Here is a 26,605-nt window from a genome sequence, read left to right on the forward strand (position 1 = left end):
ATGGCTGACACCCCGATTCTCGCGCAGACTGCGCCGCCTTTGCGCGGCATCACGCCCACCATGCTCATTGCACTCATCATTCTTGGCGGATGGCTGGTGATGGCGCTCGGCGCCTCAACAATCGCGCCCTATGATCCCGATGCCATCGACATCATGAATATGTTATCGCCACCGAGTGCCGCTCATTGGTTCGGCACGGACCAGGTGGGCCGCGACGTGTTCTCGCGGGTTCTCTTCGCGAGCCGGGTTGACCTGCTGCTCTGCGTGGCCGGCGTGCTTCCGCCGATGCTGATCGGCACGACGATCGGGCTGTTGAGCGGCTATTTCGGCGGTATGGTCGATAGTGTGTTCATGCGCATCTATGATCTGACCGTGGCGTTTCCCTTCTTCGTGCTGGTGCTGGCCGTCGTCGGTGTGCTCGGACCGGGGCTCCTCAATTTCATCCTGGCGCTGACGTTGGTGGGCTGGGTGAGCTATGCGCGGCTGGTGCGTGCGCAGGTGTTAACGATCCGGGAGAGCGAATATATTCAGGCGGCCAAATGCCTCGGCTATGGGCCTACCGCAATTCTCAGCCACCATGTACTGCCGAACGCTTTGGGCCCCGTAATTGCATATGCGGTCAGCGATGCGGTACTTGTCATGCTCGCCGGCGCAAGCTTCGGCTTCCTCGGCATGGGCGCGCAGCCGCCGCTGGCTGAATGGGGCGTAATGATCGCCGACGGGCAGGCATTCGTACAGCAGGCCTGGTGGATCTGCCTTTTCCCGGGATTGGCCGCCATTTCGCTCGGTCTCGGTTTTGCTCTGCTCGGCGATGGGCTGGGACAGTTGCAGCGCAAGGGGGTGACGGCATGAGCGGGCTGGAAACGAGCAAGCGGCCGCTGCTTGAAGTCAAGGATCTCTCCGTCAGCTTCGGCGGCTTCGCAGCGGTGAAGAACGTGTCGTTCACGCTCCAGCCAGGAGAAATCCTCGGAATTGTCGGCGAGAGCGGTTCGGGAAAATCCGTGACCTGCCGCGCCGTGATGCGGCTGCTGACGGCGGCGGCGCGCGCCGAAGGCAGGGCGGCGCTCGATGGACGCGACCTGTTGACGCTCGACGAGGCAGAACTCTGCGCCATTCGCGGTCGCGACATAGGCATGATTTTCCAGAACCCCGCATCGCATCTCGATCCGCTGCGCCGCATCGGCGAGCAGGTCGCTGCGCCGATGATTCGGCACCTCGGCATCGGCAAACGCGAAGGCCTGCAACGTGCGGTGAAGCTGCTGGAAGATGTCGGTATCCGCGAGCCGGAAAAGCGTGCGCGCTCCTATCCGCATGAATTTTCGGGCGGCATGAAGCAGCGGGCGATGATCGCCGCCGCCATCGGTTGCCAGCCGAAGCTACTGATCGCAGACGAGCCGACGACGGCCCTCGACGTCACCGTGCAGGCCCGCATTCTTGAACTGCTCAAGGAACTCAACCGCAATACCGGGCTGGCGATGATCCTCATTTCGCACGATCTTGGGGTCGTTGCGGATATTTGCTCGCGCGTGGTGGTCATGCGCCATGGCGAGGTGGTGGAGCAGGGGGCGATTGACGACGTCATCAACCGGCCGGGCCATCCCTATACAAGACTGCTGATCGAATCACAGCCGGGCCGCAAGAGCTATGGCACGGCCGGCAGCCAGGATCGGGCGCCGCCGCTGCTTCGTATCGATAACCTCTCGGTGACGTTCCCCGCCGGACAAGGCCTGCTTGGCGGCTTCGGCAGCAGCAATGCCTTCCGCGCCCTTGATGGCGTCGATCTGGAGATCAGTACGGGCGAAACGGTCGGCATCGTCGGCGAAAGCGGCTCTGGCAAGAGCACGCTCGCCCGGTCGATCATTCGCCTGAACACGCCAAGCGGCGGCGCAATCCACCTGGACGGGCAGGATGTCGGGGCGCTCGGGGGCGAGGCGCTGACGGCGTTCCGCCGTCGCGTGCAGATGGTGTTCCAGAATCCGTACGATTCGCTCAATCCGCGCCTGAGCATCGCCGAGGCCGTCGCGGAGCCGATCTGGCGCCATGGCATCGCCGACCGAAAGGCCGCGCGGAAAGAAGCCGATGCCCTGCTGGAGATGGTGGAGTTACCGAGCAGCCTACGCGATCGTAAGCCGCAGCAGCTTTCCGGTGGGCAATGCCAGCGCGTCGGCGTTGCACGGGCGCTGGCGTTGAAACCGCAGCTTCTCATCGCGGACGAAATCACCTCGGCGCTCGACGTCACGACGCAGGCGCAGATCCTGGAACTGCTCATGCGGCTCCAGCACGAGCGTGCGCTGACGCTGCTCTACATTTCGCATGATCTCTCCGTAGTGAGCAGCCTTTGCCAGCGCGTGTATGTCTTCAAGGCAGGACGCATCGTGGAGCAGGGCGTGGCGCAGCAGGTTCTGTCCACGCCGCAGGATCCCTATACGCAGGCGCTGGTCGGTTCGCTGGCCCGGCTGCAGTCCGCCAAGAGGACACCCTATTCCCAAACGGTAGCGACCCATGCGACTTGATGAATATGCAACCCATGACGGAACCGGTATCGCCCGCCTGCTGGCGAAAGGCGAGGTCACGCCTAGGGAACTTGGCCGATGCGTCGAACAGGCCGTCGCGGCGGTGAACCCTGCGCTGAACGCCGTCATCGAACTCTATCCGGACGCGTTAGAAGGCCTGCCGGAGGCGGTGTCCGCAACCCTCTTCGGTAGCATTCCCATTCTAACCAAGGACTTTCCCATCGAGGCGGGACGGCCCGCTGAGTTCGGCAGCCGTCTGGCGCAGGGTTTTCACGCCGGCCATGATGCCGTGTACTGGACCCGTTTGCGCAAGGGTGGACTGGTCAATGTCGGACGCACGACCAGTTCCGAATTCGGTGTGCCGGCGGCGACGGAATCACCGCTCTATGGCGCAACGCGCAATCCGTGGAACCCGGAGCGGGGCGTTGCCGGCTCCAGCGGCGGATCGGCGGCGGCGGTCGCCGCGGGTATCGTTCCTTTCGCACAGGGCAGCGACGGTGGCGGATCGATCCGCAATCCGGCGGCGTTCTGCGGCCTGATCGGGCTGAAGCCCTCGCGCGGCCGGGTCACGGGTTCTCCGAATGCGAATGCGCCGCTTCTCGGTCTTGCAACGGCCTTCCTGCTCACCCGCTCCATCCGCGACACCGCGGCACTGCTCGACCTGTGCCATGGCCCGGATGCAGGCGACGGCTATGAGATTGCACCACCATTCGACACCTACCTCGATGCCATTACGCGCAACCCGAAGGGGCTGCGCATTGCGCTGTGCCTGCGTTCGTGGTCCGGCGTGCGGATCGACCCGGAAGTAGCCGCAGCGACACGGTCGGCCGCGGCGCGGTTGGCGATTTTCGGCCACCATGTCGTTGAAGCATCGCCGGACTTCGACTATCCGGCCTTCCTCCACGCGCAGAAAGTCATCTGGGCCGCCGACGCTGCCGCGAACATGCCGGCCATGGCCCGGCATAGGAACCGGACGCTGGAGGAAGCGCTTGGAGCAAGTGTCTATGCACTTTACCGCTGGGGACTTGGCATAAGCGGCGCACAGCTCATCGAGGCGCTTGCCGTCTATGACCAGACGACACGCCAGATCGGGCGGTTCCTTGCCCGATACGATCTGCTGCTGACGCCGACTAGCGCCATTCTGCCGGAACCGATCGGCACCTTCGATCCTAATCGCGCCGGCATCGATGCGGATGGCGTCTTCGAGGATCTGGCACCGAAGGAGACGTTCACCGCCCTGTTCAATGCCACCGGGCAGCCAGCGATATCCCTGCCGCTTGGGCGCAGCAGCGACGGTTTGCCGATCGGCATCCAACTCGTCGCCCGCTTTGGGCGGGAGGATCTGCTGCTTGCGGCCGCGCGGCAAATCGAAGAAGAGGTAGAGGGCGCTTCTGGCGTCTGGGGGCAGGGGCGCCCGGCTATCCATGTCGGCAATTTCTAGGAGTCCATCACTGTGGCGAAATCGCGAAGCGGCAAGGAAGCCAAGGACGCAAGCGGCGTCGAGGAGAAGATCGATATCGAAGCGATCCTGCGCGGCCGCATGGCCGATTTATCGCCCTCGGAGCAGAGCCTCGCGGCCTATATCCTCGACAATATCCAGATACTGCCCTTCGAGACCGGAAGCAGCATCGCCCAGGCAGTAGGTGTCAGCGAAATGACCGTCACGCGGTTCGTTCGCGGTCTCGGCTTCGAGAACCTGCGCGACCTTAAAAAGCGGTTGCGTGTAGCGGTCGCGGAGAAGGACAGCGAGGTCGACGACTACATGGCCCGCTTCCAGATGCGCGAGGGCCGCGAGCAGATGTTGCAGGAGAGCCTGCGGCTGGAACTTGACGCGATCGTGAAGGCCTATGCGTTGACCACCACAGACTTGTGGGATGAGGCTGCCAGCCTGCTTGTAAAGGCCCGCACTATCTACGTCGTCGGATTCCAGGCTTCAAAGGGGCTCGCTATGGATTTCGCGAGCCGCCTCTTATGGGCCCGTTCAAATGTCATCTTCATCGACAATGCATCGGGGACATTCGGCGAGATCATAAATGCGGATCCGAAACAGAGCGCCGTCGTCCTCGTGGACACGGCCTCCTATGCCACGCGCGGCATCAAGCTGGCGGAAATGCTGAAGTCGATAGACATGCCGCTCGTTATCGTCACCGACAAATTTAGCCATTGGGCCTTTGTCTACACGCGTTTTGTGTTCGAGGCCCATACTCATGTGAAGACCTTCTGGGATTCCACAGCGAGCCTGAGCGTCGTACTCAATCTGCTGATTGATGCCGTTGCAACCAAGCTCGGCCCGAAGGCGAAGCGCAACTTCGCCATGATGAGCAACATGGGCAGCCTCTTCGGTGAGTTCGTCGGCGGCAGCTACCTTCGCCGCGATGAATGAACGAGCCCATTCCCAATCGCAAACGAGAGCATATAATGACCAGGACAACGCTATTTCGTGATTCCGCAGGATCGGGAACTCCTGTAATTCCGCGGCAGGACTGGGATCGCGCCCCCTGGAACCGCTGGACCTTCCAGCATGTCCGCGACATGGTGCCGACCACACAGGTTTGGCGCGGGCCAGGCCCGGCGAGCCCGCTGCTGGTCGCTCTGCAACCTATCGATTCCATTGCCTTCGAAACGGAAGGTCAGGCTGGTACGGTCGGCAGTTTTCTGGAGACGAATTATACCGACGGCCTGATCGTGCTTCATCGTGGCACCGTTGTCGCCGAGCGTTATCTCAACGGCATGGTCCCTCGCACGCTCCATTTGTCGCAATCGGTCGCCAAGTCGATCGTCGGCACGCTGGCGGGCATTCTGACTGGCCGCGGCCTGGTCGATTCTGGAGCGCTGCTGACATATTATCTACCGGAGCTGGAGACGACGGCCTATCGCGGCGCGACCGTGCAACATGTACTAGACATGACTAGTGGTGTGCTGTTCGACGAGACCTATACCGCGCTCGATTCCCACATGGCGCAACTGGATGCCGCCAGTGGCTGGAAGGATCGCCGCAACAAGAACTGGCCGATGCATGTCTGGGACCTGATTCTGTCGCTGAAGGAACTGGAGTGCCCGCATGGGGCATCCTTCCGATATCGATCAATCGAGACCGATGTGCTTGCCTTTGTCCTGCAACGCGCCACCGCAACGCCGCTCGCGGAGCTTGTCAGCCGTGAATTGTGGGCGCCGATGGGAGCGGAAGAGGATGCCTGTTTCACTGTCGATGCTGCCGGCTACGCCTTGGGCGACGGCGGGTTCAACGCGACTCTCCGCGACTATGCCCGCTTCGCACTGCTGCATCTTCGCGGTGGTGAGATTAACGGCCGGCGCATTGTTCCAGCCCAGTGGATCGCGGGAACGCGCTTCGGCGCTAACCCGGCGCTCTTCGGTGGCATCTATCACGACGTGCTGCCGGCCGGCGCTTATCATAACCAGTTCTGGATCGAGGATACTTCGCGTGGTGCCTATATGGCGCGCGGCGTGTTCGGGCAGCTGATCTATATCGACCCGGAAGCGGATTTCGCAGCGGTTATCCTGTCGAGCTGGCCGGAATTTGTCAGCACGATGCGCATGCGGACGGCGCTGGCTGCCATCAGAGCTATCCGGGAAGCGCTGTCGTCGTAGCGGAGGGCTCCTTTCCTGCGGATTTGCAGCCGCGCCGGTTGGCCGGAAGACAAAGATGCAAGGCGCGCCTTTGTCGCCCTCAATTGTGTTGTTATTCTGCCGCTGCCCCTCTGACCGCGCTCGCTACCAGTTGTCCGGGCAGGTTGTCCAAGGTCTGTTGAGGGACATCCCAGCAAGGGCTAGATGACGTAGACGCTGGGCTTCCGTGTGCGGCCTTGGCGCCTTGTCGATTGGTTTTCGACCTGTCTGGATTATTTTCTTCTTCGCGCCGGTGTCGGTGATGGGCACGAGCCTATTGCTCTGCCCCGGAAAGTGATCCTTCATGAAGTATGGCATGAGTCCCAGAAGGATTGAACGACAGCGAAAAGACATAAGGCAGAAGAGATTGTCGCGAAGCTTCGTTAGGCCGGCGTGCTGAATGCGCAGGAAAAATCGAACTCGGAAGCGATCCGGTCGACAGACGTTACGGAAGTTACATACTACCGGTGGCGGTTCGAATAGGGTGGTCTGGTTCGCCAAGTTGCGCGATCGCATAACCCTCAATGCTACGCGAGAAACTTGCGTGCGGTCTCACGGACGGAGGCCGTAAGAGGGGCCAGGATGCGCTCGACCGCCCTGGACCAGTGCCAAAAGAGCGGAACATCAAAGGGCTGGTCCGGAATGATCTCAGCCAGTTCGCCTTCCTTTAAATGTCCCTCTACCAAGTGTTCTGGATTGATCCCCCAACCAAGCCCGCGCAGCGTCGCTTGGACAATCGCATCCGTTGACGGTAGCCAATGTGTTGGGGGAAGGACGGGATAGCCGAGGCAGCGTTCCGACCACTGTGAGAGGAGATTGTCCTTATTGTTGAACAACAGCCCGGGGGCTCTGGCGGCCGTGACGGGTGTTACACCATCTGGAAAATAGCGGGAAATAAAATCTGGCGTCGCTACCGCGCGATAACGCAGATTACCTAGCAGCCGACAACCACATCCGGCGACCTCATGTCCATGGCCCGAGATGGCGGCACTTACAAGGCCGGACTTCAACAAGTCTGCCGTGTGCTCCTGATCTTCGCAAACGATATTGTAAAGGATATCTTCGCTGGCAGAGAGAGAGAATGGAAACCACGTCGCCAAACTGTCGGCATTTACGGCGATTGCGACGGTTCTCTGTTCTTCAGCGCTTGAAAGTGAGTTTATTTCGGAAAGAAGACCCTGTTCAAGCAACCCTACGTCTTCCGCGTAACGGAACAGCTTCTCTCCAACGGGCGTCGCGCGGCATGGCTGTCCGCGGACTATCAGTACAGCGCCGACTTTCTCTTCGAGCGCTCTTATACGTTGAGACACGGCGGACGGCGTAACGTTAAGGGCTTTAGCCGCACGGTCAAAATTGCCGTAGCGAACAATTGTCACGAGTGCTTCGAGCTGGGACCGATCTAGCATCCTGGGTCTGCCTAAGGGGAGTTAAGAAACTCTAATTTGCCTTCACTCCGATAGTCGTCCTAAACAACCGGTATCGACCTTTTCACGAAAAACCAAGGCGGATTGGAAAGATGACAAAATTGCTCAGCAGCGCGCTGGAAATGCTGTCGAATATGGCGCCCACGCTGCAGGACGGGGAGTATGTGTTCTGCTCGGTCTCGAGTGCTATCGACATTCACGGGCTCCGCGCGATTGGGACGTTCCGCGAATCCGAAGGCTTGACGATCATCACAGAGCGCGGCAATGCATTTGAAGCAGGTTTGGATGTTTCCATTGCGATGCGCCAGATTACTCTAAATGTCAAATCGGCCCTTGAGGGGGTCGGCCTGACCGCTGGTGTTTCTGTGGCTTTGGCAGAAGCGGGTATACCCAGCAACATGGTTGCGGCATTCCATCACGATCACATTTTTGTCCCGGCCGAACTCGCTGATCGCGCAATGCGTGTGCTCAAGTCCGTGCAGGATGAAGCGCTGCAGGCAATAGCGACGATCTAACGATTTCCCGCTGCGCAAGAACCAAACGCCTCATAGCCACTGGATCGCCTGCGACCGCCCTTATGCGCATTAAGTTGTTGGTGACGAATCACCTTATCGAAAAGCCACCACTGCTAAATGATCCGCCCACCGTCGTACCGGAAGATCGAGATCTCTTCGATTTCGACGCCGTTGCCTGTGAGCGCCAGGCTTCCAAACTACCGGTGTGCGTTCCCGTTGAAACGCAGCGGCACGCGACCGTGCCGCCACACCGCTTGACCACGGGTCGGCTTTCCGCTGACCTTGCTAAAGTAAGCTAGTTTTGCAATCCACGAGGAATATTCTCATGCGTCTTGCACCGCCGCCGCCCGTTAAAACAGCCCTCGACGCCATCGGCAATACACCTGTCGTTCGCCTCCGTCGCGTTGTTCCCGAGGGGCACGCCCAAGTCTTTGTCAAGTTGGAGTATTTCAACCCGACGGGCTCGTACAAGGATCGCATGGCTAGATCCATGATCGAGGAGGCGGAGCGTCGTGGCGACTTAAGACCGGGCATGACGGTGGTCGAAGCGAGCGGTGGAAGCACAGGGTCCTCGCTCGCCTTCGTTTGTGCTGTTAAGGGTTACGGTTTTCTGGTGGCGTCGTCGAATGCCTTCGCCATCGAGAAATTGCGCACGATCCGCAGCTTCGGTGCTACCGTGGACGTCCTCCATAGCCCCTCGGGGAACATCACAGCCGACCTCATTCCCTCGATGATACGGCGTGCAAGGGAGGTCTCACAGCAGGAAGGCTTTTATTATTCCGACCAGTTCAACAACCGCGACGCTCTTATAGGGTATGAAAACATCGGCCATGAACTGTTCGAGCAGTTTCCGGACGGCATTGATGTCTTCTGCGGCGCCGTCGGCGTCGCCGGGATGGTCATGGGCGTGGGGAAAGTCCTCAGGTCGAAGTCGCCACAAAGTCGCATCGTGGTTCTCGAACCGGCATCCTCGCCGGTGATAACGCAAGGCTTAGCGGGAACTCACCATGTGGAGGGTATCGGCGTCGGCTTCTCTCCCCCGTTTCTCGACCGAGCGCTCTATGACGAAGCACGTGCAATCCCGGAAGAGGAGGCCCGTATAATGTGCCGCAGGCTGGCAAGAGAGGAGGGATTGCTCGTCGGAACATCCACCGGCCTCAACGTCGTCGCGGCAATCGCACTTGCCGGTGAACTAGGCAGTGACAAATCGGTCGTCACAGTAGCCTGCGATACGGGACTGAAATATATGAACGGGACCCTGCTCACCGATAGCTGAGATGCCGAGGAACCGCGCTGGGTATGATCCGAACTCCCTGGTGCCCGGTGTCGAATAGAACTTCGGAAAGCAACAAGCCTTTTTCAGACGTTTGCCTATGTCATGATGATGTTTCGCAAGCAAAAATGCGAGATTTGACGGGGGGGCCGTTCAACCGCGTCGAGCGGTGAAATAACGACCCTTGCGCCTGCGCTGTGAAGCAGCACTGCGTCGTAGGTTGGATAGTCGTGATACGCACCATCGGCGGTGAACTGGCTGATCTCATCATCGATCTGATCCAGCAACGGTCCCGACTTCGTGGCATCGCCGGCTTCCGGATGTCAGGACATGGGCAATGATCTCGCCACTATCGGCATCAAGGCTGATCTGCGATCATGCCTTCCAGCGTCACTGCGGCTTTGGCGTATCCCGGCCGTCGCCTTTGCCCGCCAAACCGTTCGTCAATTCGGGATATCTGAAAAGCGGGGAAATCAATAACAGAGCCCGCGATTGCATGTGGGATCTCATGCTCGGGGCTAGAGGCGACTATCGAATGTTACAATCGGCATGCGGCGAATGGCGATAATCCACTGTTCCAACGCTGAAGCACACCCTTTAATCGCAGGTGTGGAATGCGGAGGTAAAATCCAGCCCTTGCGTCGCGCCGATTGGCGCCAGGCCCATATCACGCGATCAAGGTGTTATCGGGGAGTTTGGCACGTCAATGGGCTATAAAACCGATGCTACGGCGGCCGTGATGGACAGGAAGGACACCTCAATTCCGAACCTCTTTGGCGCCGACACGTCTAACGTCGTGGGCGGTTGCTACCCGTCGGGTGGTATCAACCTTTGGTCCAGCTCTCAATTTTGACTACATTATGGGTCGGCAATTTTCGTCGCGCCGATCGGCGCTCTAGGGGCAAACCACCATATTGGCCCGCTTTCTCCGTCAGCGTCGCCGAGCTTCCCAGAATGGACTAGACCCGGGCGTCGCGTGTCTCTGTCTAGGCCCGCGTCCCCCCTCCAGACCAGGTGCGCGTTAGCTGCTGATCTGACACTTTTGAAATTATCGTCTATCGTTCAAACGGCGGTGTTTATCGTGCCTGGGCCCACTCGAGAGCGGGCCGCATCGCTCACCCAAAAGGCGTGCCCGATTACTAAACGCCACGCTTGAGATTGTTGGAAGCGAAGGCGGAGTTGGAGGATAGGAGAGATCTGTCGGCGATCAACGACGTGATCGGCATCGTTTCCATCAGAAAAATCGGATTTTGCGCGTTTGGTGGCGCTGTCTCCCCTCCTGATTGCTGTGGAGCGTGGGCTAGAAATCAACTTGAACTTGAACCGAGTGCACCGCGTTTCTTGCATCAGATGCCGGCTGTTCTTCCCCGACCTCGTTTTTGCAGCGACATAGCAGGACGTGAGGACCTGGCTCCGGCGTCCAAGACATCTCGAACCGCTGCCAACTTCTATCCTCGCGCGCATCTACAGTGGCCCTCTGCCACGAGCCTCCTCCATCCACGCTGACTTCTACGGTTGATATGTGGCGATCTCCCCAAGCCCAACCCCATATTTTTGTGGGCACCTCAGCTGACAGCGGATCATCCGGAGACGGGGACACGATGACGGATTCCGGCGCGACGGTCCATACTGGCTTCACCCCTGATGGGGTAGGATCGTTATAGAAGCGCGTCGTATAGACGCCGCTCGCCCGCCGGTTCGCGGCCGTAATCGAGCCAACCCACTTTACGGAGTTCGTGCCGTACCAACCTGGCACAACCAGTCGAACGGGACCTCCGCGCTCCGGAGTGAGCGGCCGGCCGTTGATCTCAAGGGCAAGAAGAACCTCTTCTGCGAGCGCTTTCTCGATAGGCAGGTCTTTTTGATAGGTTTCCTCAACTCCAGCGTATTCGCCCCACTCGAGGCCGGAAGTCCAGATGTGAGACGCGTCGCTGCCCATCTTTGCACGTTCCAGAATAGCCGACAGCGGCACCCCTTTCCAAACCACATTCCCGATTCTGCGCTTGGCCACTGTAGGAGTAAGAGGACTTCCAGCACACTCGTGAAACGACATATACTCGCGCTGTGGCATAGCTTGAAGATCAGTTAGGCGCAACCTCATCGGGTTTCCGACGAGGCCATCGACATCGAGATGCCAATGGTCGGGGTCGATCTCCAGGAACCCCATATGGGTGACAAGAAAAAGATCCTCTTCAGGGGTAATCCAGGAATTGAGGGCGTGAACCCCTTCAGCCGGGCCTTGGAAGGAGAAGCCCTTCTCGGTCATGTGCATACCCGTCCGTGTCATCACCTTACTCCGGTAAAGCCAATATCTCAGGCCCCCTGGGGGCCGCCTCAGTGCTACATTCCGCGAACCTTATCGGCTTTCGGCGTGTCCGGTTCACGGCGACGTCGAATATATCGTAGCGATTGTAACCAGCAACGACGTCATGAAATCGTTTGGGCTCAATACAATCGTCGAGATCGATATGGGCATAGCCAATCCCTTCATCGATCATTTCATCCCCAATTGACGCCCCAGTTGGTCCAAGGAAAAAGCTGCTGGCCCGCGGACTGGCATCAACGATCGCTTCGATTGTGGGGTCATCCAAAGCAATCGACCTGCGTGCGCCTTCATCGAACCGGCCGGCGACAACGATTCCGAAGCACTTGGCTTCGAAACAATGGGCTGAGGCACGGATGCGGTTAGCCGCTCGGTTGTCGTAATTGTCACTCTCCGTCGGTATGCGCGTTGGCCAGATCGGCGGATAACTGCTTATGTGAACCTGCTCTGCCTGCGTCATCAGGCTATAGCGCGCAACGGGATTCGTATTCTCCCCACAGATCAGGCCGCCAATACGTCCAATTCTTGTATTTGCAACGATAAGACCAGCGCCATCGCCGGGATCCCACACCAGCTTTTCGAAGAAAGTTGCGACCAACTTTCGATGGTGGATCAGGATTTCGCCCGTATCGGAAATCAAGACGTTGCTATTCCACAGCCCTCCGACACTTGCCGGGTTGCGCTCGGAGAAACCAATGGAAACGAATACGCCGTTATCGGAGGCAGCTTTCCGCACACTGTCAATCTCTGGCCCATCCACGTATACGGAAGTCTTCAGGAAGCGCTTGAAATGTCCGTGCGATTGGATGGGTGGGTAAAGCGCCGCCCAGACGGGAAACCCCGGAAGAAAGCTCTCCGAAAAGACCACAAGCGAAGCCCCGTTTCGGGCAGCCTCTGCGATTACCGAACATGCTTTCTCAGCGCTTGCTACGGGATCCAGATAGACCGGGGCAACATGAGCCGCGGCAGCCTTGAAGTTCATGCTTCCCATCATCATTCCTCTCAAATCAACGATTGCCATCAAGCATCGCGTCTGGTTCGCCGAATCCAGATTTACGATTGCCGCCTTGCCGTCAGGCCGATTTCGATACGGGCTCCAAGCGGGAGGCTAGCGCAGCCGATGGTGGTACGGGCCGGGCAGGGCGATGAAAAACGTGTGGCGTAAACCTCGTTCATCTGACCAAAGTCACTCATGGCGGTGAGATAAACACTGACGGATACGACGTCATCCGACCCCAAGCCTGCTGCCTCGAGGACCTGGAACAGATTGTCGAAACACTGGCGTGTCTGATCAGCGACGGTTCCGTCGACAAGTTTGCCGGTGCTGGGATCAAGCGGCGTCTGGCCGGAGCAAAATAGCAAGTCGCCGGCCCATGTAGCGTGCGAATATGGACCTATTACCGCAGCGTTCGAGGCATTCACAGTTCGTCTAGACATGGTTTCTCCCAAGGCATGCGTTGCAAACTGCTGGCGACCGGCATGTCCACAAAGGGTTTTGCTTTATTGTATGCTGCACGTTCGCCCTTACAGCCCCTTGGAAACTAACAGAACGAAGTTGCGCGCCAACCCGAATAGGATGCACTACTCTGTGCAAAAATAGACGGGGGTAGCATGGCGACTGCAATCGATCATCTTGACTGGGACGATCTCAAACTCTTCCTCATCGTCGTTCGGTGCAAGAGCGTAACCGGAGCCGCCAGAGAACTGAAAGTCAGCCACTCGACTGTTTCCCGTCGGCTTGCTCGCCTGGAATACACAGTTGGCGGCGCACTCGTCGAACGATCCAGGGATGGACTTCTGCTGACAACGGCCGGGCTTGTTACGATGCGGCGAGCGGAGGAAATCGAGAACGGGGTGAATGCGCTTCGAAGCGACGTGAGCAATCGAGACCAGATACGCGGCACCGTCAGATTGGCAACCATGGAGGGCATCGCAACGCTGTACCTTTCCGAGCGCCTGGTTGAACTGAGTAACCGGTACCCTGATCTTGACCTCGAGCTGGTAACTTCGCCGCAAAGCGTTCGGGTCGCTCGCCGGGAAGCAGACTTATTCCTAAGCTTCTTCAAGCCCCATGGTACGTCTCTCGACAGTCAGCTGATCGGACGTTTCAGGACAGGCTTATTCGCTTTGCCGGCATATCTCGAGCGCAATGGTGTTCCTGCTGACGTAGCGGATCTGAGCCGCCACCGGTTCGTCGGCTATATCGAGGAGTTGGTCCAGCTCGAAAGCGTTTTATGGCTAGAGGAACTCGTGCCCAATCCGAAAATTGCGTTCAGCTCAAACAGCATGATGTCGCAGATGTTTGCAGCCTCTGCAGGCGCAGGAATCGTAGCCCTTCCCGAATTCGCACGTAGTCTGAACCTCGGTCTCGTTCCGGTGCTCGAGGAGTTGAGCGGCGAGCGTGAGATCTGGATGTCAGCGCACCACGACCTCGCCCATCTCCCGAGAGTGAGGGCCGTAAAGCAATTCGTCAAAGAACTGCTGCGCCGAGACGAACAAAGACTTCTGGGTAACGCACCCTGGTCTTCGTGAAGTTTTGCAAACCGGCCGCCCACAGGGCTGAGGCCGACTTTGCGGGCCACCATGCAACGACGCTCGTTTTTGCACAGCACGTTGCGAAAGTATTGGCTTCCGTAACAATGCCGATTGCATCAACAAGACTGTTTGTTCGATCAACGGAGGGAATCCACATGTCGGAAAACAGCTGCGACGCTCGCAAGACTTTGGACATCCTTCGTCTGCGTGCTGATACCCCCGGCGCAAAGAACAGAAACCATCTGAACAATGCTGGCGCATCGCTGATGCCGAGCCCGGTGATTGATGCCGTGATTGGATATCTACGTAGGGAGGGCGAAATCGGTGGCTATGAGGCTGCAGCGGAGGCCAGCTCCTCGTTAGAAGGAACTTATGACAGTTTGGGCACCTTTCTAAACTGCAGCCGCGACGAGATAGCAATCGCGGAAAACGCAACGATTGCTTGGCAGCGAGCCTTTTATTCCCTTTCTTTTCGTCCCGGAGACAGGATCCTAACGGCAAGTGCCGAATTTGCGGCCAACTACATCGCTTTTCTGCAGGTCGCCATGCGCACCGGTGTATCGATCGAAATCATTCCGAATGACTCCTTTGGCGTCCTGGATCCGGACGCACTGTCGAGAATGATCGATGGGCGGGTGCGCTTGATAGCGGTCACCTGGATCCCGACGAACGGCGGCCTTATCAATCCAGCTGCGGCGATCGGTCGGATAGCCCGAGATAACGGCATTCTTTATCTCCTCGACGCCTGCCAAGCGGCGGGTCAAACGCCGATTGATGTCAACGCATTGGGCTGCGACATTCTAACCGCTACTGGCAGGAAGTTTCTCCGTGCACCGCGGGGCACTGGTTTCATGTACATGCGCAAGTCGTTGCTGGAAAAAATTGAGCCGGCGATGATCGACCTCTATGGAGCGCCTTTGACTGCACCAGATCGGTATGAATTGAGATCTGATGCCAGACGTTTCGAAACCTGGGAGAAGAACTATTCCGTTCGCCTCGGCCTGCGGGCGGCAGTGGATTACGCTCTCGACATTGGGCTCGAAAACATTGAAGAGCGCTGCGATCACCTTTCCTCAAGGCTTCGCGAAGGCCTGAGGGGGTTGCAAGCGGTATCCGTACATGATCTCGGGGCGTCACTTGCTTCCATAATCTCATTCACCGTCAACGGCTGGGACGCACATGCCGTCATGGCTTATCTGACTGAAAAGGGAATTAACGTTTCGGTTTCCCCTCCCTCCAGTACACCCGTGGACGCTTACGAGCGACGACTCCCGGCCGTGGTGCGGGCCTCCCCACACTATTACAATACTGAAGAGGAAATTGACGCATTTCTAGAGGCAATCGCCGGTGTTGCCGCGTAGTGATCGGCACGGCTGGACAACCTAGAGCGCGTCCGGGTATCAGCGAATCGATTGTGATGCAACGCGCTGGCCGGTTACTAAGTCAACCTCCGCTTTAGCTGTGGCGGGCGATGGCAGGCCACTGGGCGAAAGATTTGTGGTTGCGTGTCTTGAAGGCCGGATGAAGAGCATCCGCCGGTCAGGGCGGCGGCACGGTTTGGCGTCGGTATACCGAGCGCGATCTGCTGGGTTGCTCGGGCAAGGATCGGCGAATCGATACCGCGGCCGCAAGGGGTGACCGCGCCGCTCGCGCTTCGACGGATATTCAGATTTCATCGTCGGGATGATCGAGCGTCTCTAGGCGACGTGATCAGTGGGCATCGGCCGAAGCGCCGCGATCGACTGGCTTGGCGGGCACCGTTGGACGCTCAAAAAGTCAGCACATGCACTGGAGCAGGGCTGTCAAGATATCTTGAGGCCGCTCCAGCGGGGTCGACGCTCTCGCGCCACGGCACTGGATGCAATGATCAACAGTTGCCGCAACGTTCGCTCGCCCATCCGCGACGTTCGCCCGAGCCGTTCCCTGCCGCCAGTCGTACGAACCGCATTCGCCTCTACAACAGAGTCGGAGAGTCCTCTCGCAAAATACGGCGAACACGCTGAAGTTTTGAGACAAGCTCCATCACCCGGCTTATCGTGTTTGGAGAGGCAGTTCCTTTTCCAAGCACTCCGCAAGCGTTGCTGCTGTCGCAGCCGACAGTGTCCACCCCAGATGTCCGTGGCCAGTCTTGTAAAATACACCCGTGATACGACCTCTTCCAACCTTTGGCATGATATTCGGCATCGTTGACCGCAGACGTGCCAACGGCACCACTCGATAAGTGCCAACTCCTGGGAGAACCATGAGTGTCCAATCGAGACTCGAGGCTTAACTCGATCATTACGGATGTCCCAGTTCAAGCCATTAAGCTCCGCCGCGCCTCCAACTCGAAACCGGCCCATTCCTAGCCGACTGGTGACGATCTTGGCCCGGTCATTAGGAAGACTGACCCAAGGCGCCGACTGTTGAGCGATTACATCATCCAGATGGACTGTGATGAGCGGCGCCCCACGCAAGAGTTCCGTGAGATAGGCCAACTGTCCGACTTTATCTACCTACGCCTACAACGTCGGGCGCATGCTCAAGACGCTAAAGGGCCTCACGCCTTACGAGTTCATCTGGAGCCGGATTTTCATCATCGATCCCATCCTTCAAAAGCCGGGACTAACCACCTATAGCTCCTTGAGTGCCGTGGCGGTTTCGGAGAGGATTTCGTCGGACAGGCCCCGTTCGCCGACTGCTCGTGCCATGGCAAGGGCACCAACTAGCGCGCTGAGTATCAAGCAGGCGCGACGTCGATCAGCAGCGGCATCCGTTCCCAGCGTCAACCCGGCCAGTTGCTCAAGGTACCGCTCGACCTGGCGTCCGTAAGCCGAGCGGGTTCGAACATCCGCGCGTGAAATGTCTTCGGCCAATCCAGCCACTGCACATCCGGCCTCAGGGTGGGCGCGGTGGGCTGGACTGAGGTAGTCGTCGACGATTGCTTCGAGCGCCCGTTTACCCCCCTGATCGACCGCAGCCACGGTCCGCGCACTTCCCTGAGCCAAGGCTCGTTCCACCGCAGCGGCGACCAGTTCATCTCGGGAGTTGAAATGACGGTAGAAGCCGCCGTGGGTCAGGCCGGCTTCCTGCATCAGCTCCGCCACTCCGACACCGTTTATGCCACTGCGGCGCATTAGTGCCGCAGCGATGTTGACGATTCGATCGTGGCTTGCCGCCTTGTCAGCTTTCGAACTACCCATGAATGACCTCCAGCGCCGATGCGACACCAGTTATATCCGAACGAGTTCGACGACAACCAGCTAAGGCGAACATACGCCAAGGCTTCGGCCTCACTAGAGGGGAACCGCTGTTGGTTTCATCAGGAATCGGTGCTGAGATTGCCGAGGTGATAGCCCATGCGGGCCTCGAAGTCAGCACCCACTTCGTCGCGCTTTCGCGCTATGCGGGCTCCCCGCGCATGGACAGTCGGCCAAGAGAACGCGTTGAGGAAAACGTCCTGTGTGTACATCAGATCCTCAGCGGACGGCAGGGTTCTGCGGTTGATCAGCGCCTTGGCCTCGGCGAGCGCAGGCTTGTCGAACGACGCAATGCGCCGAGCGAGGTTGTCGACGAAGGGGTCGAGCTCATCATCGGGGAGTGCGCGGTTCACCCACCCGTAGTGCGCTGCCGTTGCTGCGTCGAAATCATCACTGCCGAGGACGATTTCGAGTGCCCTTGCCCGACCGACGAGGAGTGGTAGGCGCTCGGTTGCGCCACCGCCGGGGAACACGCCTGCACCGACTTCGATCTGAGCAAAGACCGCGCGCTCCAGGCTGGCAAAGCGCATATCACATGCCAGAGCAATCTCAGAACCCCCGCCGCGCGTGCGACCCCGAATCGATGCGATGGTCACGACCGGGGAGGTGGTCAACCGTGTGGTGGCATCGATGAACGTCGGCAGACCAGTCGGCCCCGGTGTCAGGGGAAAATCGGCAAACCGGGAGACGTCGTAGTGATTGACGAAGAAATCCGGGTCAGCACTATCGAACACGACCACCCGCAACGTGTCATCGGACTCGATAAGACCGACGATCTGCTGCAACTCGATGAGGGTTTCCGGATCGCAAAAATTCAGCGGCGGATTGTTGAAGGTCACCCGCCAGTATCCCGGCGCTGCATCGGTGATCGTGAACTGGGTCAGTAGAGCACTCATTTAAAATAGTCCTTCGTTCCAGGATGTTGCGGCTGATGATCAAGATGATGGGCATCATCCTCATTGTCAACAACGTAACGCATCGATCACCGGGCAGCCGCGGCGAGATGGTTCCATAAATCAATCTTATGCCACAGTGACGTCATTTCAATGATTTGGACGACTGGTTAGTAGGGCCGCCGGTTCAGATCCTCTCAAGGCGTTAAATTATTCCGTGCACTTTGGTATCGTAGTATCATGCCGCCCAATACGGAATATACCTCGCATTGCGCTTGCCTTGATCCGGGTCCGCCGGAGCAATACGGCCTAGTTTGATTGACTCTGCAATCACAGCGGAAACGGCCTGATACTCTTCCGGAGCCAATGAAAAACGCTCGCGTAACGTCGCATTGCTCATGTAATCGTGGGTGAGCCACCGAAGGACGCAATGAAAAAAGCAAGCACGCAATTTTTCCGCCTTTGACATCTGGCCGAAGCCCTTCGGCGCAAACAGCACCACACGCATCGAATGCTCAGATGAGATGAAGTCTGGGGGAGGCAGCCGCTGCGCTTCGATTTCTATCAGGGTTTTGTCGAGACCGCCGCCGCGCTCCTCACACAGTCCGAAAGAACGCATGGTTGCAGCAAGCTTTTCGTTTCTCGATCGACGTTCGTCCAGAATACGATCGGTGTTGATTAGGGAGTTGCCGGGATTGGTAACCTCGATGCGGTTGTCGTAGATTTCAACGACTGGTCCAACGCCGGTTGCCATAAAGTCCTGGTGAATAAGAGCGTTCGCAATAACCTCGCGTACAGCGGTTTCCGGGAAATGCGGCACCATCCGTCGAACGCCATCGATATACCGCTCGTCCTTCGGCAGCCTCTCCATCAGAAACCGCATCATTGCCGTGAAAGCGACAGCATACCCCTTCCTGCCCTCCTGTTCGAAGTCGGAACGGGACTTATCACGGCCGGAATATTTGACAATGCGAACCGTCTTCCCCGCGATTGATGGGAAAACCGTTACATCACGCGCTAGCATAATTGCGCCTAAGTTGGTGATGTCGAACCTTCCCTCGAGATTGTCGAGAAGGAAGCCTGCATCAACCATTTTTCGAATGATTTCTTGATTATTTTTTGGCCTTGGCTCATCGGTCAGATCATAAATCGGATCTGGATCCAGCATAGCGAAAATATCGTCTGCCGTTACATTCGACGATGCAACCGCAGTTTCGAAACGTCTTCGACCAGTCGCTATCCAGAGAGCACGTTCGTGTTCGGGAAATTCGGCAAGCTTCTTCTTGTTTTCGCCAATCCTGATAAATTCCGCACCGGAAAACTTCACAGGCCGCTCGTAGGAGGGCTCAAGGGCGACGATTGAGTAAGCCAAGCCGTCGCACATAAAGTCCAGCACCTCGATCAGCACCCGGGGCTCGACCATTCGGGCGAGCCAGTTGGTGAAATCCTCGTTGCCCTGCTTTAGTTGCTGCAGGCGGAGTTCGGTACCGACACGTCTCTTAGTCCTGTCTTCTATCCCAAAGACGAGAAAGGCACGATCTCGGCCAAGCAGCATTGCCGAGTTCGCCAGCGCCGACACGTATTCTCCGATTTCACGCGGATCTTTATTGTTGACCTTGAACTCGAGCCACGCACTCTCACTCGGCTCTTGCAGCAATCGATTGAGAAGTGCGCAGGGATCATGAATTGGCATGTCGGGCCTCTTTTATCCCCCTTATATCAGATTCGGTGGCTTCAGCAGCATTTTTCGATCAAGGCCAGCAACAATTCGGAATAAAAACAAAGCGATGCGGTAAGGCCGTCAAAGAGGTTTTTTATCCTCGTTTTGAACCAGCCTTGCTGCAGCTGCCTTGCTAAGCGCAAATTTGGCCATCCGCTTTTATCCCCGTTATATCCGAATCTAATCATGCGCGAAGGACTTCTATTATGAGAAACAATAACTTAGGTATCTAAGCGGTAGGCGGTTTATATCGTCTTGAAATTGTGCCGCCCCATAGCCCCTATCGATGACTAAGCGCCGCCTTCCCAAACCTGATTAAGAATCTTGGCCGCCAGTGCGGCCTTGTCCTGCGGCAGGAAACGACCGTAGTGCTGCTGCACGACATCAGGCGTATCCTGAATGGCGTAGCTGGCCTGCTCGTACGAGCCGGTCTGTTTGAGGATATGGGTGGCGAGAATATCCCGTAGGTTATGTGGCCCATGCGGCAGCAGCCCTTTGATGGCGCCACGGCCGGTATAGGGATTGTAGATCCCATAGCGCTGGATCACAGTTCTCCAAGCCTCGTAGAACTTGGTTGAATCGTAGGCGGCGTCAATACTGGTCGTCTTCACCGTCTTGACGAACAGCGTGCCTGGATCCTTGGCGCTGCCGAGCAGCACGCCGCGATGTTTGTCGATATAGGCCTCGAGGTATTTGTAGAGATCGAGAAGATCCGGAAGGATCAGTCGGAATGGCTTCTGACCGAAAAACGATGACCCGGAATTCTTGAACGCGACCGAAGGGATGAGGACTTCCCAGCCGCCATCGCGATCGCTCCAACGGAGTTCGCCGCATTTCAGGTCCTCGAGCCGTCGCTCCGATGTCGGGAAGTGTCCGCGCGGGCAGACATGCAATTGTCGCAGGTTCTTCTGGCGAAGGCCGAGATGCAGGCCAAGGCGCAGGAGCAAGAACGATCGGACGGCTTCGGCAGCCGGCCGCGGGTATCGATCTTCATCAGGCATGCGTTTCAGGATCTCGTCGGTTATCTTGCGGTATTCGGCGAGCGGGCTGTCGGCCTCGAGGATGCACATGATCGGCTCGAACGGATCACGGTGGACGCGCATCACCCGCTGGATTTCCTTTGAGCGGTTGGCTGCATGCCGGTGGAACGCGTCGCAGGCGGCGTTCCAGTCTCGGGTTGCGAACTCGATCTCGTCCTGTTCGATCAGCCCTTCGATCGGCCGAACATTCTTCAGAAGTTCCGGATGTTGTCGGATCCAGCCGACGTCTGCTCGGGTGAGAGCCTGTGCCACCATCAGCATGTCCTCTTCCCACTTGGTATAGAAGCCACGCCGCTGCTCGCGCCATTGCAGGTACCAGTCCCAGACGCCCGGGAAGACCAGCAGGCCAAAGCTCAGTTGGCTGAGCGGAACGCCGCGACCTTTGACGATGCTGGAGGGGGAGGCGGCAAGTGCGACAAACATGAGGCCAAGGTGTTCGATCTTCTGGGACGCGGTTTCCTCTCCCCAGACCCCGTTTCGCTGGAAACCGATCGCCGTGAGGGTCGAAGTCTTGAAGCGGATGAGATCCGCCATTTCCATCGCGAGCCGCGGCGGTGCATCGACGACGCCTGACAGCAGGTCGGGATCGTCGAGTTCTTCAACAATATTCTGGTTACCGTTGGCGGCAGAGGCCAGAGATCGGGGTGACAGCGAACCGCCGCCATAGGTGACACCGGGAAATCGGATCGCATAACGCTGCTTGCTGGCTGCTGCCTGGTAACGGCGATATTCGGTCGAGCCCGAAATGATCACCCGGCGGACCCAGTCGAGAATCTCTTCCCGTTTGGTGAAGGGCAGGCTGCTGAAATCATCCGGCAGATGCAAGGAGATGCGACGTCGCTCGGCCGGGCTGATATCACCGAGGTCATGACCGTAGAGCGATCGCGCCTGATGCGGCAGCTTTGCCTTGAAGTATCCCTCTGACAGTCGGTAGCGTGTTTCAATGCGCCGCAGGATATCAAAGCTGGCAACCGACTGCGGCACGCGTTCGCCCTGGATCCAGGACAGAAGCGTCTTGCTGTCGAAAGTCTCTGTTAGACGGACCACGGCACCATATAGTTGCCAGTAGCTGTCGCCGAACCGACGCATATGGTAGATCAGCGCATCCTGAAAACTCGCCGGATCGTCGGTCGCTTCGAACAATGGATCCGGAAACGGGCTGATGGGCTTCGGAGCCGGCCCACGTTGAGCAGATGTAGTCTGGGCGAAGATGCCGTCCTTCGCGGCGCGCTGCGGTTTTCTGGTTGAGGATGCAGCCGCGGGCTTTTTGACGGGCTCAACCTTGCTTGTGCGCATAGACAGTTTCGCCGACGGAACGTCTTCTGCGACGGGTGGAGCTTTTAGCCATCGGATGATCGCATCCAATGCCGGCCGTAGCTGCTTCTTCAATTCTGCCGTCATTTCGTCTTCGATCCCGCAGTACTCTCCGATCGCGGTCCAGTCGAGCCGGCCGTTCAGGACCGGCGGTCGCTTGCGGTAAATGATCAGGCTGATCAGATAGGGGCGCACATTCTCCAGCACCCGCTTTGAGGATATCGGCGCAATACGCACCTCGCAGAATTCCGAAATTTTGCGCTGAAAATGACCTGATGAAAGATCGTGTTTGGCCATGCTCATTCCGTTTCTCGCGACTTAAGTGCCGAGGGCGAGCGGAAATAGAACCGGAGCTTTAAAAATCAGTTTATCGCCTTTGGTTGCGGTTTATTTGGTTCGTGCTGGCTCTCGGCGCATTTACCCATGAGAATTAAGGCTTATAACGAAAGGCCTTGGCGATACGGGGGGAATGCCAGAATTTCATCCGGCAATGCGCGTGAAACTTCGGCCGTTATCAAAACTTTCAATATCGCCGAGACGGTTCAGAGATATTAGGACATCCTGAATTTGTGGGCCGACAAGCTTTGGCTCCCTGAACTCTGCAGCGATCTCGATTGCGGTGAGCGGCATTTGATGCCGATCGAGAAGAGCAAGCACCTGGGCCGCCTGTATCTTCCTTTCGTCTGAGAAGCGGGACTTGCTTTTCGGCTGTTGAACGGTGGACATCGACTGGATGCGGTCGGCGCGATGAACCAGAGGTCCCATCTTCTCTATCTGATAATCAGCGCGCAGCCAGCGGATCAATCCGCGGCGTTCTTCCATCATTCTTCGCTGGTTGAGTTCGACCAGTTGTGCCAATATCTCGCCCTCGGCAAGATGGATATCGAATCCGTAAGCCTTCATGACCGATATGTCGATCTGCTCATGTAGATCCTTGAGGATCCGGATACGTCCGCGCTTGTGGAGTTCACGGTCCGCCGCGGAAAGTGCCTCTCCCGATCGGGAAATTTCCAGCATGTTGTACAGCCCGGTTAGGGTCAGATCGGGATTTTCCGCAAGAACCAGCTTTCGCGTGCTATCGAGTTCTTCGGCCAAGTCCGCGATTTTTGTGCGCCATGTTATTGTTGCGTCCGGGAATGGATACGGATCGAAGCAGCGCGACTTGGAATAACGAGGATCGTTACCGACACCCTGACGCCCGCCTGCGCGAAGGGACCATATGATATGGGGGCGAGAAGACAGAACGCCGAGATCGAAAGCATTGTCTGATGCGATAGCTACCAGCATATTGTCTGGCAGTATGCTGGTATCGAGAAACTGAAATACGCGATGTTTCGATGTCTCTACCGTGGCAATATAGCGACTTATGGTCTCGAGTGCCGGTCGCATTTCCCGTCTAGGCTCGCCAAACTGCCACCACCTTTCCCGATAAGAAGGCCGGTTATTCCTGTCTCGCTCGGGTTTCACGAATTCGAGCAGGTGTTCATAAACTTCCGGGTAGGCTTTGCGCACAAAAGCTGCATCCAGACCGAAAAGATCGATTACCATAACCCCACGCGATCGTGCCGTCAGATCCCGACCATTTCTATAATCGCGAATGTGCCGATCAAGACCTGTCCGTTTTCCGAGACCCAGTTCAACGGCCTTATTTCGGGTAACTATAAAACCATCTCCGTGGAGCTTCATGCCAGGTGAACACAGCCAAGAGTTCGATAGCAGAGATTGAGCTCTGGTAACGTCAGCACCTATTGATAAATCTGCGTTGATGGTTCCGTGTCGAGCGACGAACGCGATTTTCGGTTCGTCAGTATCGATCTCGTCTTCCGTCCTGACTTGGCGCAAGACGCCCTGCACGTTGCCTGCAGCAGCCACGGTAATGGCGATACGCACGGCGGCCGCATCTTTCGTCGCTTTTGTCCAGGGATGGTCCGGTATAGCCAGCAAAATGGAAACTGGTGAGGCCGCAGACAGATGACGCTCCAGCACCCGACGCTGAAACACCTGTGTGATTGAATTGGTCGTAACGAAGCCGAAACGGCGGAGTCGCGTTCCTTTTTTGGTCAGTAACTCAGCGGCGCGGTCCCACCAATACATGACAAGATCTGCAGATGGGTTGATCTGGGGATTCGCCTCCCACAGAGCCTCTGCATATCCGCCTTCAAGCCGTCCGCGGATGTCCTTCCCGCCGATAAACGGTGGGTTTCCGACTATAAAGTCCGCATCCGGCCATTCGGGCCGCCTGACATCTTGAAACGAATAGACCTCGCGGCCCTGCTGGTCGCAGATGGGACGACCGAGCTTGTCCCGTTTCACATGGCGGGTTGGATAATCTGCCCAGGTGAGGAGGGCGTCTTGCTCTTTCACATGATCCGCGCTGCCGATGACCGGCTCCGGAGGGACCGTCGTCCGGGTTCTCATGTGCCATTGGATATAGCCAATCCAGAGAACCAGTTCCGCAATCTCCACGGCACGGCCGTTCAATTCCATTCCGAAGAATTGTTCCGGCTTTACGGACAGATGATCGACGTTCGCGATTGCCTGATCGCCGCCGATATCCTGCAGTTGCTTCAGAACCTCGCCTTCTAGTTGTTTCATCCTCCGCAAGGCGACATAGAGGAAATTGCCGGTGCCACAGGCCGGATCCAGAACGCGCACCGATGATAGAGACCTCAGAAAGTCTTCGATCTCGCGAATGGCGGCCGTTTTCATACCGGCCCGCAAGGCGCGTTCTGCAGCCGATTGATGGCCGAGCCAATCTTGCGTCAGGGGCTCGATGACGGTCGCATTCACCACCCGTTCGACATAGGAGCGAGGGGTGTAATGCGCTCCCAGGCGCCGGCGTTCGACCGGATCGAGCGCCTGCTCGAACAGCGTGCCAAAAATCGCCGGCTCCAGGTCGCACCAGTCGGAACCGGAAGCCTCGCGGAGCAAGCGCATTTCATCCGTCGTGAGAGGCAGCGCCGCCGCATTCTTAAAAAGCTTGCCGTTGAACCGAAGCAGACGTTCGCCAATGCCTGGCGAGTAACTGCCTTGGTCCATGTGCTTCCAGAGATCATCGATCTCGAACGCAAAGCGTCTGGGGTCTTCGATGCACCGGTCGAGAAGTTCAGTAAACCCCTTCTTTCGAAGCAGTCCGACGTCCTCAACGAACATCGTGAAGAGACAGCGCATCAGGAAGATCGCGACATTGCGGGGATCGAAGCCTCGGCCTTCGAGTGCTTTCGAGATATCGGCAAGGCGCCCGGCGATTTGTCGCGTCACTTTCGCAGTTTGCTTCGCGGGATCCAGACTATATGGATTTTCCCAGACCATCCGCAGAAGCTCTCGCCTCTCTGGCTCCTTGAGATCTTCAAGGTGGATGCGAAACGTTTTTGCATCCGGAAACTGCGCATAATGTCGCCCGTTGCCAGAGAAGTCGGCATAAAGTTCGAGAACGCGTCCTACGTCGCAAACAATCAGAAATGGCGGATAAGGATGCTCGGCCGGAAGCGCGCCGGCATAACGCTCGGCCTGGCGCCGCGCCTGAATCATCAGGTGGTCAATAGCGCTGGCGTCGTCCTTACGGCTATGAGACTTGGCGGAAACAAACAGGTCTCCTTGCAAACCGACGGGACCGTCGGCCACCGCTCTTTGTCGACTTTGCTTGGCTTCAAGGATGAAATGTCCGCGTTTGTAGAGATCGATACGGCCCGCTTCGGGGCGACTTTCAGATAATCTTCGCTCGACTCTGCGCTCGAACACATAATCGTTCAATTCGTGAGAAGCGCCGGCTGGATCTGGATGGGCAACTTCGAGAACATCGCAGAGCTCGGTTAAGAAAAGAGAATAGTTTGCTCGTTCCTGCCCGCCCTCCCTATTCGACCAGCGCGTGACAAAATCTGAAACTCTTAAAGATTTACTGCCGTTATCCATCCTCATGGAAACTATATTGTGGATAACGAGTGAAAAAATATTTAACCAAAATTTTTGGTTGAAGTTCTGTTGGGGCTGCTGAAGAGAAATGCTGCGGGGACGAAAATCAAGTTAAATCAATAAGTCTTATGACCCTTTGGGGGAGGCGCTGGTTCATATCCTTTCACATCAGGTCTTTTGTCAATTGTTCATTCAAGTGGCATCGAATTTCTCCTTGGTGAGCGGATCCGCGGTCTGAGCCCATAGCAATTACCGGCCCGGTTTCTCGGGCCTATAC

The 26,605-nt window shown here is 57.5% G+C and carries 19 protein-coding genes and 3 pseudogenes; 11 read left to right on the plus strand and 11 right to left on the minus strand.

Translation table 11 applies throughout. The annotated features are described in order from the left end of the window. The 5 genes from HGP16_RS32065 to HGP16_RS32085 are packed head-to-tail and all read left to right on the plus strand — an operon-like array spanning position 1 to position 6,122. The gene (locus tag HGP16_RS32065; RefSeq protein WP_168843973.1) at positions 1 to 852 is read left to right on the plus strand and encodes an ABC transporter permease; all 852 of its coding nucleotides are present in this window, start codon (positions 1 to 3) and stop codon (positions 850 to 852) included. Next, the gene (locus HGP16_RS32070; protein WP_168843974.1) at positions 849 to 2,513 is read left to right on the plus strand and encodes a dipeptide ABC transporter ATP-binding protein; all 1,665 of its coding nucleotides are present in this window, start codon (positions 849 to 851) and stop codon (positions 2,511 to 2,513) included. The genes HGP16_RS32065 and HGP16_RS32070 overlap by 4 nt, the downstream gene beginning before the upstream one ends. Next, positions 2,503 to 3,954, plus strand: a complete 1,452-nt coding sequence (locus tag HGP16_RS32075) for an amidase (protein ID WP_168843975.1) — start codon at positions 2,503 to 2,505, stop codon at positions 3,952 to 3,954. The genes HGP16_RS32070 and HGP16_RS32075 overlap by 11 nt, the downstream gene beginning before the upstream one ends. 12 nt (positions 3,955 to 3,966) lie before the next feature. After that, positions 3,967 to 4,896, plus strand: coding sequence for a MurR/RpiR family transcriptional regulator (locus tag HGP16_RS32080; RefSeq protein ID WP_168843976.1), 930 nt, complete (start codon positions 3,967 to 3,969; stop codon positions 4,894 to 4,896). Positions 4,897 to 4,931: 35 nt separating this feature from the next. Beyond that, entirely contained in the window at positions 4,932 to 6,122 is a 1,191-nt protein-coding gene (locus HGP16_RS32085) for a serine hydrolase domain-containing protein (RefSeq protein WP_168843977.1), read from the plus strand. Between the two features lie 545 nt (positions 6,123 to 6,667). Here the strand turns inward: HGP16_RS32085 and HGP16_RS32090 are convergent. After that, positions 6,668 to 7,546 (minus strand): LysR family transcriptional regulator ArgP, encoded by an 879-nt coding sequence (locus HGP16_RS32090; RefSeq protein ID WP_168843978.1) that lies wholly within the window; start codon positions 7,544 to 7,546, stop codon positions 6,668 to 6,670. Between the two features lie 110 nt (positions 7,547 to 7,656). Here HGP16_RS32090 and HGP16_RS32095 point away from each other — a divergent pair, with 110 nt between their 5' ends. Both HGP16_RS32095 and HGP16_RS32100 read left to right on the plus strand, forming a co-directional pair. Further along, positions 7,657 to 8,079, plus strand: a complete 423-nt coding sequence (locus HGP16_RS32095; protein WP_168843979.1) for an ACT domain-containing protein — start codon at positions 7,657 to 7,659, stop codon at positions 8,077 to 8,079. A 325-nt stretch (positions 8,080 to 8,404) separates the two neighbouring features. Beyond that, entirely contained in the window at positions 8,405 to 9,355 is a 951-nt protein-coding gene (locus tag HGP16_RS32100; RefSeq protein WP_168843980.1) for a PLP-dependent cysteine synthase family protein, read from the plus strand. Between the two features lie 128 nt (positions 9,356 to 9,483). On the opposite strand, the pseudogene HGP16_RS32105 reads toward HGP16_RS32100, so the two are convergent. Further along, positions 9,484 to 9,721, minus strand: a pseudogene (locus HGP16_RS32105) (IS5/IS1182 family transposase); the annotation flags it as partial. Positions 9,722 to 9,959: 238 nt separating this feature from the next. Here HGP16_RS32105 and HGP16_RS34870 point away from each other — a divergent pair. Beyond that, entirely contained in the window at positions 9,960 to 10,205 is a 246-nt protein-coding gene (locus tag HGP16_RS34870; protein WP_168843981.1) for an FAD-binding protein, read from the plus strand. Between the two features lie 447 nt (positions 10,206 to 10,652). On the opposite strand, the gene HGP16_RS32115 is transcribed toward HGP16_RS34870, so the two are convergent. The 3 genes from HGP16_RS32115 to HGP16_RS32125 all read right to left on the minus strand — a co-directional run bounded on the left by HGP16_RS32115 (position 10,653) and on the right by HGP16_RS32125 (position 13,112). Next, complete coding sequence (locus HGP16_RS32115) at positions 10,653 to 11,639, minus strand: molybdopterin-dependent oxidoreductase (protein ID WP_168843982.1); 987 nt, start codon at positions 11,637 to 11,639, stop codon at positions 10,653 to 10,655. Positions 11,640 to 11,643: 4 nt separating this feature from the next. Beyond that, on the minus strand, positions 11,644 to 12,666 hold the full coding sequence (locus tag HGP16_RS32120; RefSeq protein ID WP_168843992.1) for a carbon-nitrogen hydrolase family protein: 1,023 nt from the start codon (positions 12,664 to 12,666) through the stop codon (positions 11,644 to 11,646). 62 nt (positions 12,667 to 12,728) lie between these two features. Then, on the minus strand, positions 12,729 to 13,112 hold the full coding sequence (locus HGP16_RS32125) for a RidA family protein (RefSeq protein WP_168843983.1): 384 nt from the start codon (positions 13,110 to 13,112) through the stop codon (positions 12,729 to 12,731). Positions 13,113 to 13,286: 174 nt separating this feature from the next. Here HGP16_RS32125 and HGP16_RS32130 point away from each other — a divergent pair, with 174 nt between their 5' ends. Together HGP16_RS32130 and HGP16_RS32135 are read left to right on the plus strand one after the other, a co-directional pair. Next, positions 13,287 to 14,207, plus strand: a complete 921-nt coding sequence (locus tag HGP16_RS32130; protein WP_168843984.1) for a LysR family transcriptional regulator — start codon at positions 13,287 to 13,289, stop codon at positions 14,205 to 14,207. 158 nt (positions 14,208 to 14,365) lie between these two features. Continuing rightward, the gene (locus HGP16_RS32135) at positions 14,366 to 15,571 is read left to right on the plus strand and encodes an aminotransferase class V-fold PLP-dependent enzyme (RefSeq protein ID WP_168843985.1); all 1,206 of its coding nucleotides are present in this window, start codon (positions 14,366 to 14,368) and stop codon (positions 15,569 to 15,571) included. Between the two features lie 670 nt (positions 15,572 to 16,241). Here HGP16_RS32135 and HGP16_RS34315 read toward each other — a convergent pair. After that, positions 16,242 to 16,648: pseudogene (locus HGP16_RS34315) on the minus strand (FAD-dependent oxidoreductase); the annotation flags it as partial. Positions 16,649 to 16,709: 61 nt separating this feature from the next. Here HGP16_RS34315 and HGP16_RS32140 point away from each other — a divergent pair. Further along, positions 16,710 to 16,823 (plus strand): annotated as a pseudogene (locus tag HGP16_RS32140) (IS481 family transposase); the annotation flags it as partial. Here HGP16_RS32140 and HGP16_RS32145 read toward each other — a convergent pair. From HGP16_RS32145 to HGP16_RS32165, 5 genes are all read right to left on the minus strand, one after another. Further along, entirely contained in the window at positions 16,823 to 17,392 is a 570-nt protein-coding gene (locus tag HGP16_RS32145) for a TetR/AcrR family transcriptional regulator (RefSeq protein ID WP_168843986.1), read from the minus strand. The pseudogene HGP16_RS32140 and the gene HGP16_RS32145 sit on opposite strands and share 1 nt — an antisense overlap. A 119-nt stretch (positions 17,393 to 17,511) precedes the next feature. Further along, a complete protein-coding gene (locus HGP16_RS32150) occupies positions 17,512 to 18,345 on the minus strand; it encodes an enoyl-CoA hydratase/isomerase family protein (RefSeq protein WP_168843987.1) in 834 nt (277 codons plus the stop codon). A 235-nt stretch (positions 18,346 to 18,580) separates the two neighbouring features. After that, positions 18,581 to 20,035: an ATP-binding protein gene (locus HGP16_RS32155; RefSeq protein WP_168843988.1), complete on the minus strand. Its 1,455-nt coding sequence runs from the start codon at positions 20,033 to 20,035 to the stop codon at positions 18,581 to 18,583. 317 nt (positions 20,036 to 20,352) lie between these two features. Further along, positions 20,353 to 22,719, minus strand: coding sequence for a hypothetical protein (locus HGP16_RS32160; RefSeq protein WP_168843989.1), 2,367 nt, complete (start codon positions 22,717 to 22,719; stop codon positions 20,353 to 20,355). Between the two features lie 177 nt (positions 22,720 to 22,896). Further along, positions 22,897 to 26,334 carry a class I SAM-dependent DNA methyltransferase gene (locus HGP16_RS32165; protein WP_246705643.1) on the minus strand — a complete coding sequence of 1,146 codons (3,438 nt, stop codon included), beginning with the start codon at positions 26,332 to 26,334 and terminating at the stop codon, positions 22,897 to 22,899. Positions 26,335 to 26,605 lie beyond the last annotated feature (271 nt).

The sequence above is a fragment of the Rhizobium sp. P40RR-XXII genome, assembly GCF_012641405.1.
GTDB lineage: Bacteria > Pseudomonadota > Alphaproteobacteria > Rhizobiales > Rhizobiaceae > Rhizobium.

Bases quoted from the DNA above. Each gene is read 5' to 3' on its own strand.
- HGP16_RS32065 (WP_168843973.1), top strand. From the start codon at position 1: ATGGCTGACACCCCGATTCTCGCGCAGACTGCGCCGCCTTTGCGCGGC.
- HGP16_RS32070 (WP_168843974.1), top strand. From the start codon at position 849: ATGAGCGGGCTGGAAACGAGCAAGCGGCCGCTGCTTGAAGTCAAGGAT.
- HGP16_RS32075 (WP_168843975.1), top strand. From the start codon at position 2,503: ATGCGACTTGATGAATATGCAACCCATGACGGAACCGGTATCGCCCGC.
- HGP16_RS32085 (WP_168843977.1), top strand. From the start codon at position 4,932: ATGACCAGGACAACGCTATTTCGTGATTCCGCAGGATCGGGAACTCCT.
- HGP16_RS32090 (WP_168843978.1), bottom strand. From the start codon at position 7,546: ATGCTAGATCGGTCCCAGCTCGAAGCACTCGTGACAATTGTTCGCTAC.
- HGP16_RS32095 (WP_168843979.1), top strand. From the start codon at position 7,657: ATGACAAAATTGCTCAGCAGCGCGCTGGAAATGCTGTCGAATATGGCG.
- HGP16_RS32100 (WP_168843980.1), top strand. From the start codon at position 8,405: ATGCGTCTTGCACCGCCGCCGCCCGTTAAAACAGCCCTCGACGCCATC.
- HGP16_RS32115 (WP_168843982.1), bottom strand. From the start codon at position 11,639: ATGACACGGACGGGTATGCACATGACCGAGAAGGGCTTCTCCTTCCAA.
- HGP16_RS32120 (WP_168843992.1), bottom strand. From the start codon at position 12,666: ATGGGAAGCATGAACTTCAAGGCTGCCGCGGCTCATGTTGCCCCGGTC.
- HGP16_RS32125 (WP_168843983.1), bottom strand. From the start codon at position 13,112: ATGTCTAGACGAACTGTGAATGCCTCGAACGCTGCGGTAATAGGTCCA.
- HGP16_RS32130 (WP_168843984.1), top strand. From the start codon at position 13,287: ATGGCGACTGCAATCGATCATCTTGACTGGGACGATCTCAAACTCTTC.
- HGP16_RS32135 (WP_168843985.1), top strand. From the start codon at position 14,366: ATGTCGGAAAACAGCTGCGACGCTCGCAAGACTTTGGACATCCTTCGT.
- HGP16_RS32145 (WP_168843986.1), bottom strand. From the start codon at position 17,392: ATGGGTAGTTCGAAAGCTGACAAGGCGGCAAGCCACGATCGAATCGTC.
- HGP16_RS32150 (WP_168843987.1), bottom strand. From the start codon at position 18,345: ATGAGTGCTCTACTGACCCAGTTCACGATCACCGATGCAGCGCCGGGA.
- HGP16_RS32155 (WP_168843988.1), bottom strand. From the start codon at position 20,035: ATGCCAATTCATGATCCCTGCGCACTTCTCAATCGATTGCTGCAAGAG.
- HGP16_RS32160 (WP_168843989.1), bottom strand. From the start codon at position 22,719: ATGAGCATGGCCAAACACGATCTTTCATCAGGTCATTTTCAGCGCAAA.
- HGP16_RS32165 (WP_246705643.1), bottom strand. From the start codon at position 26,334: ATGAGGATGGATAACGGCAGTAAATCTTTAAGAGTTTCAGATTTTGTC.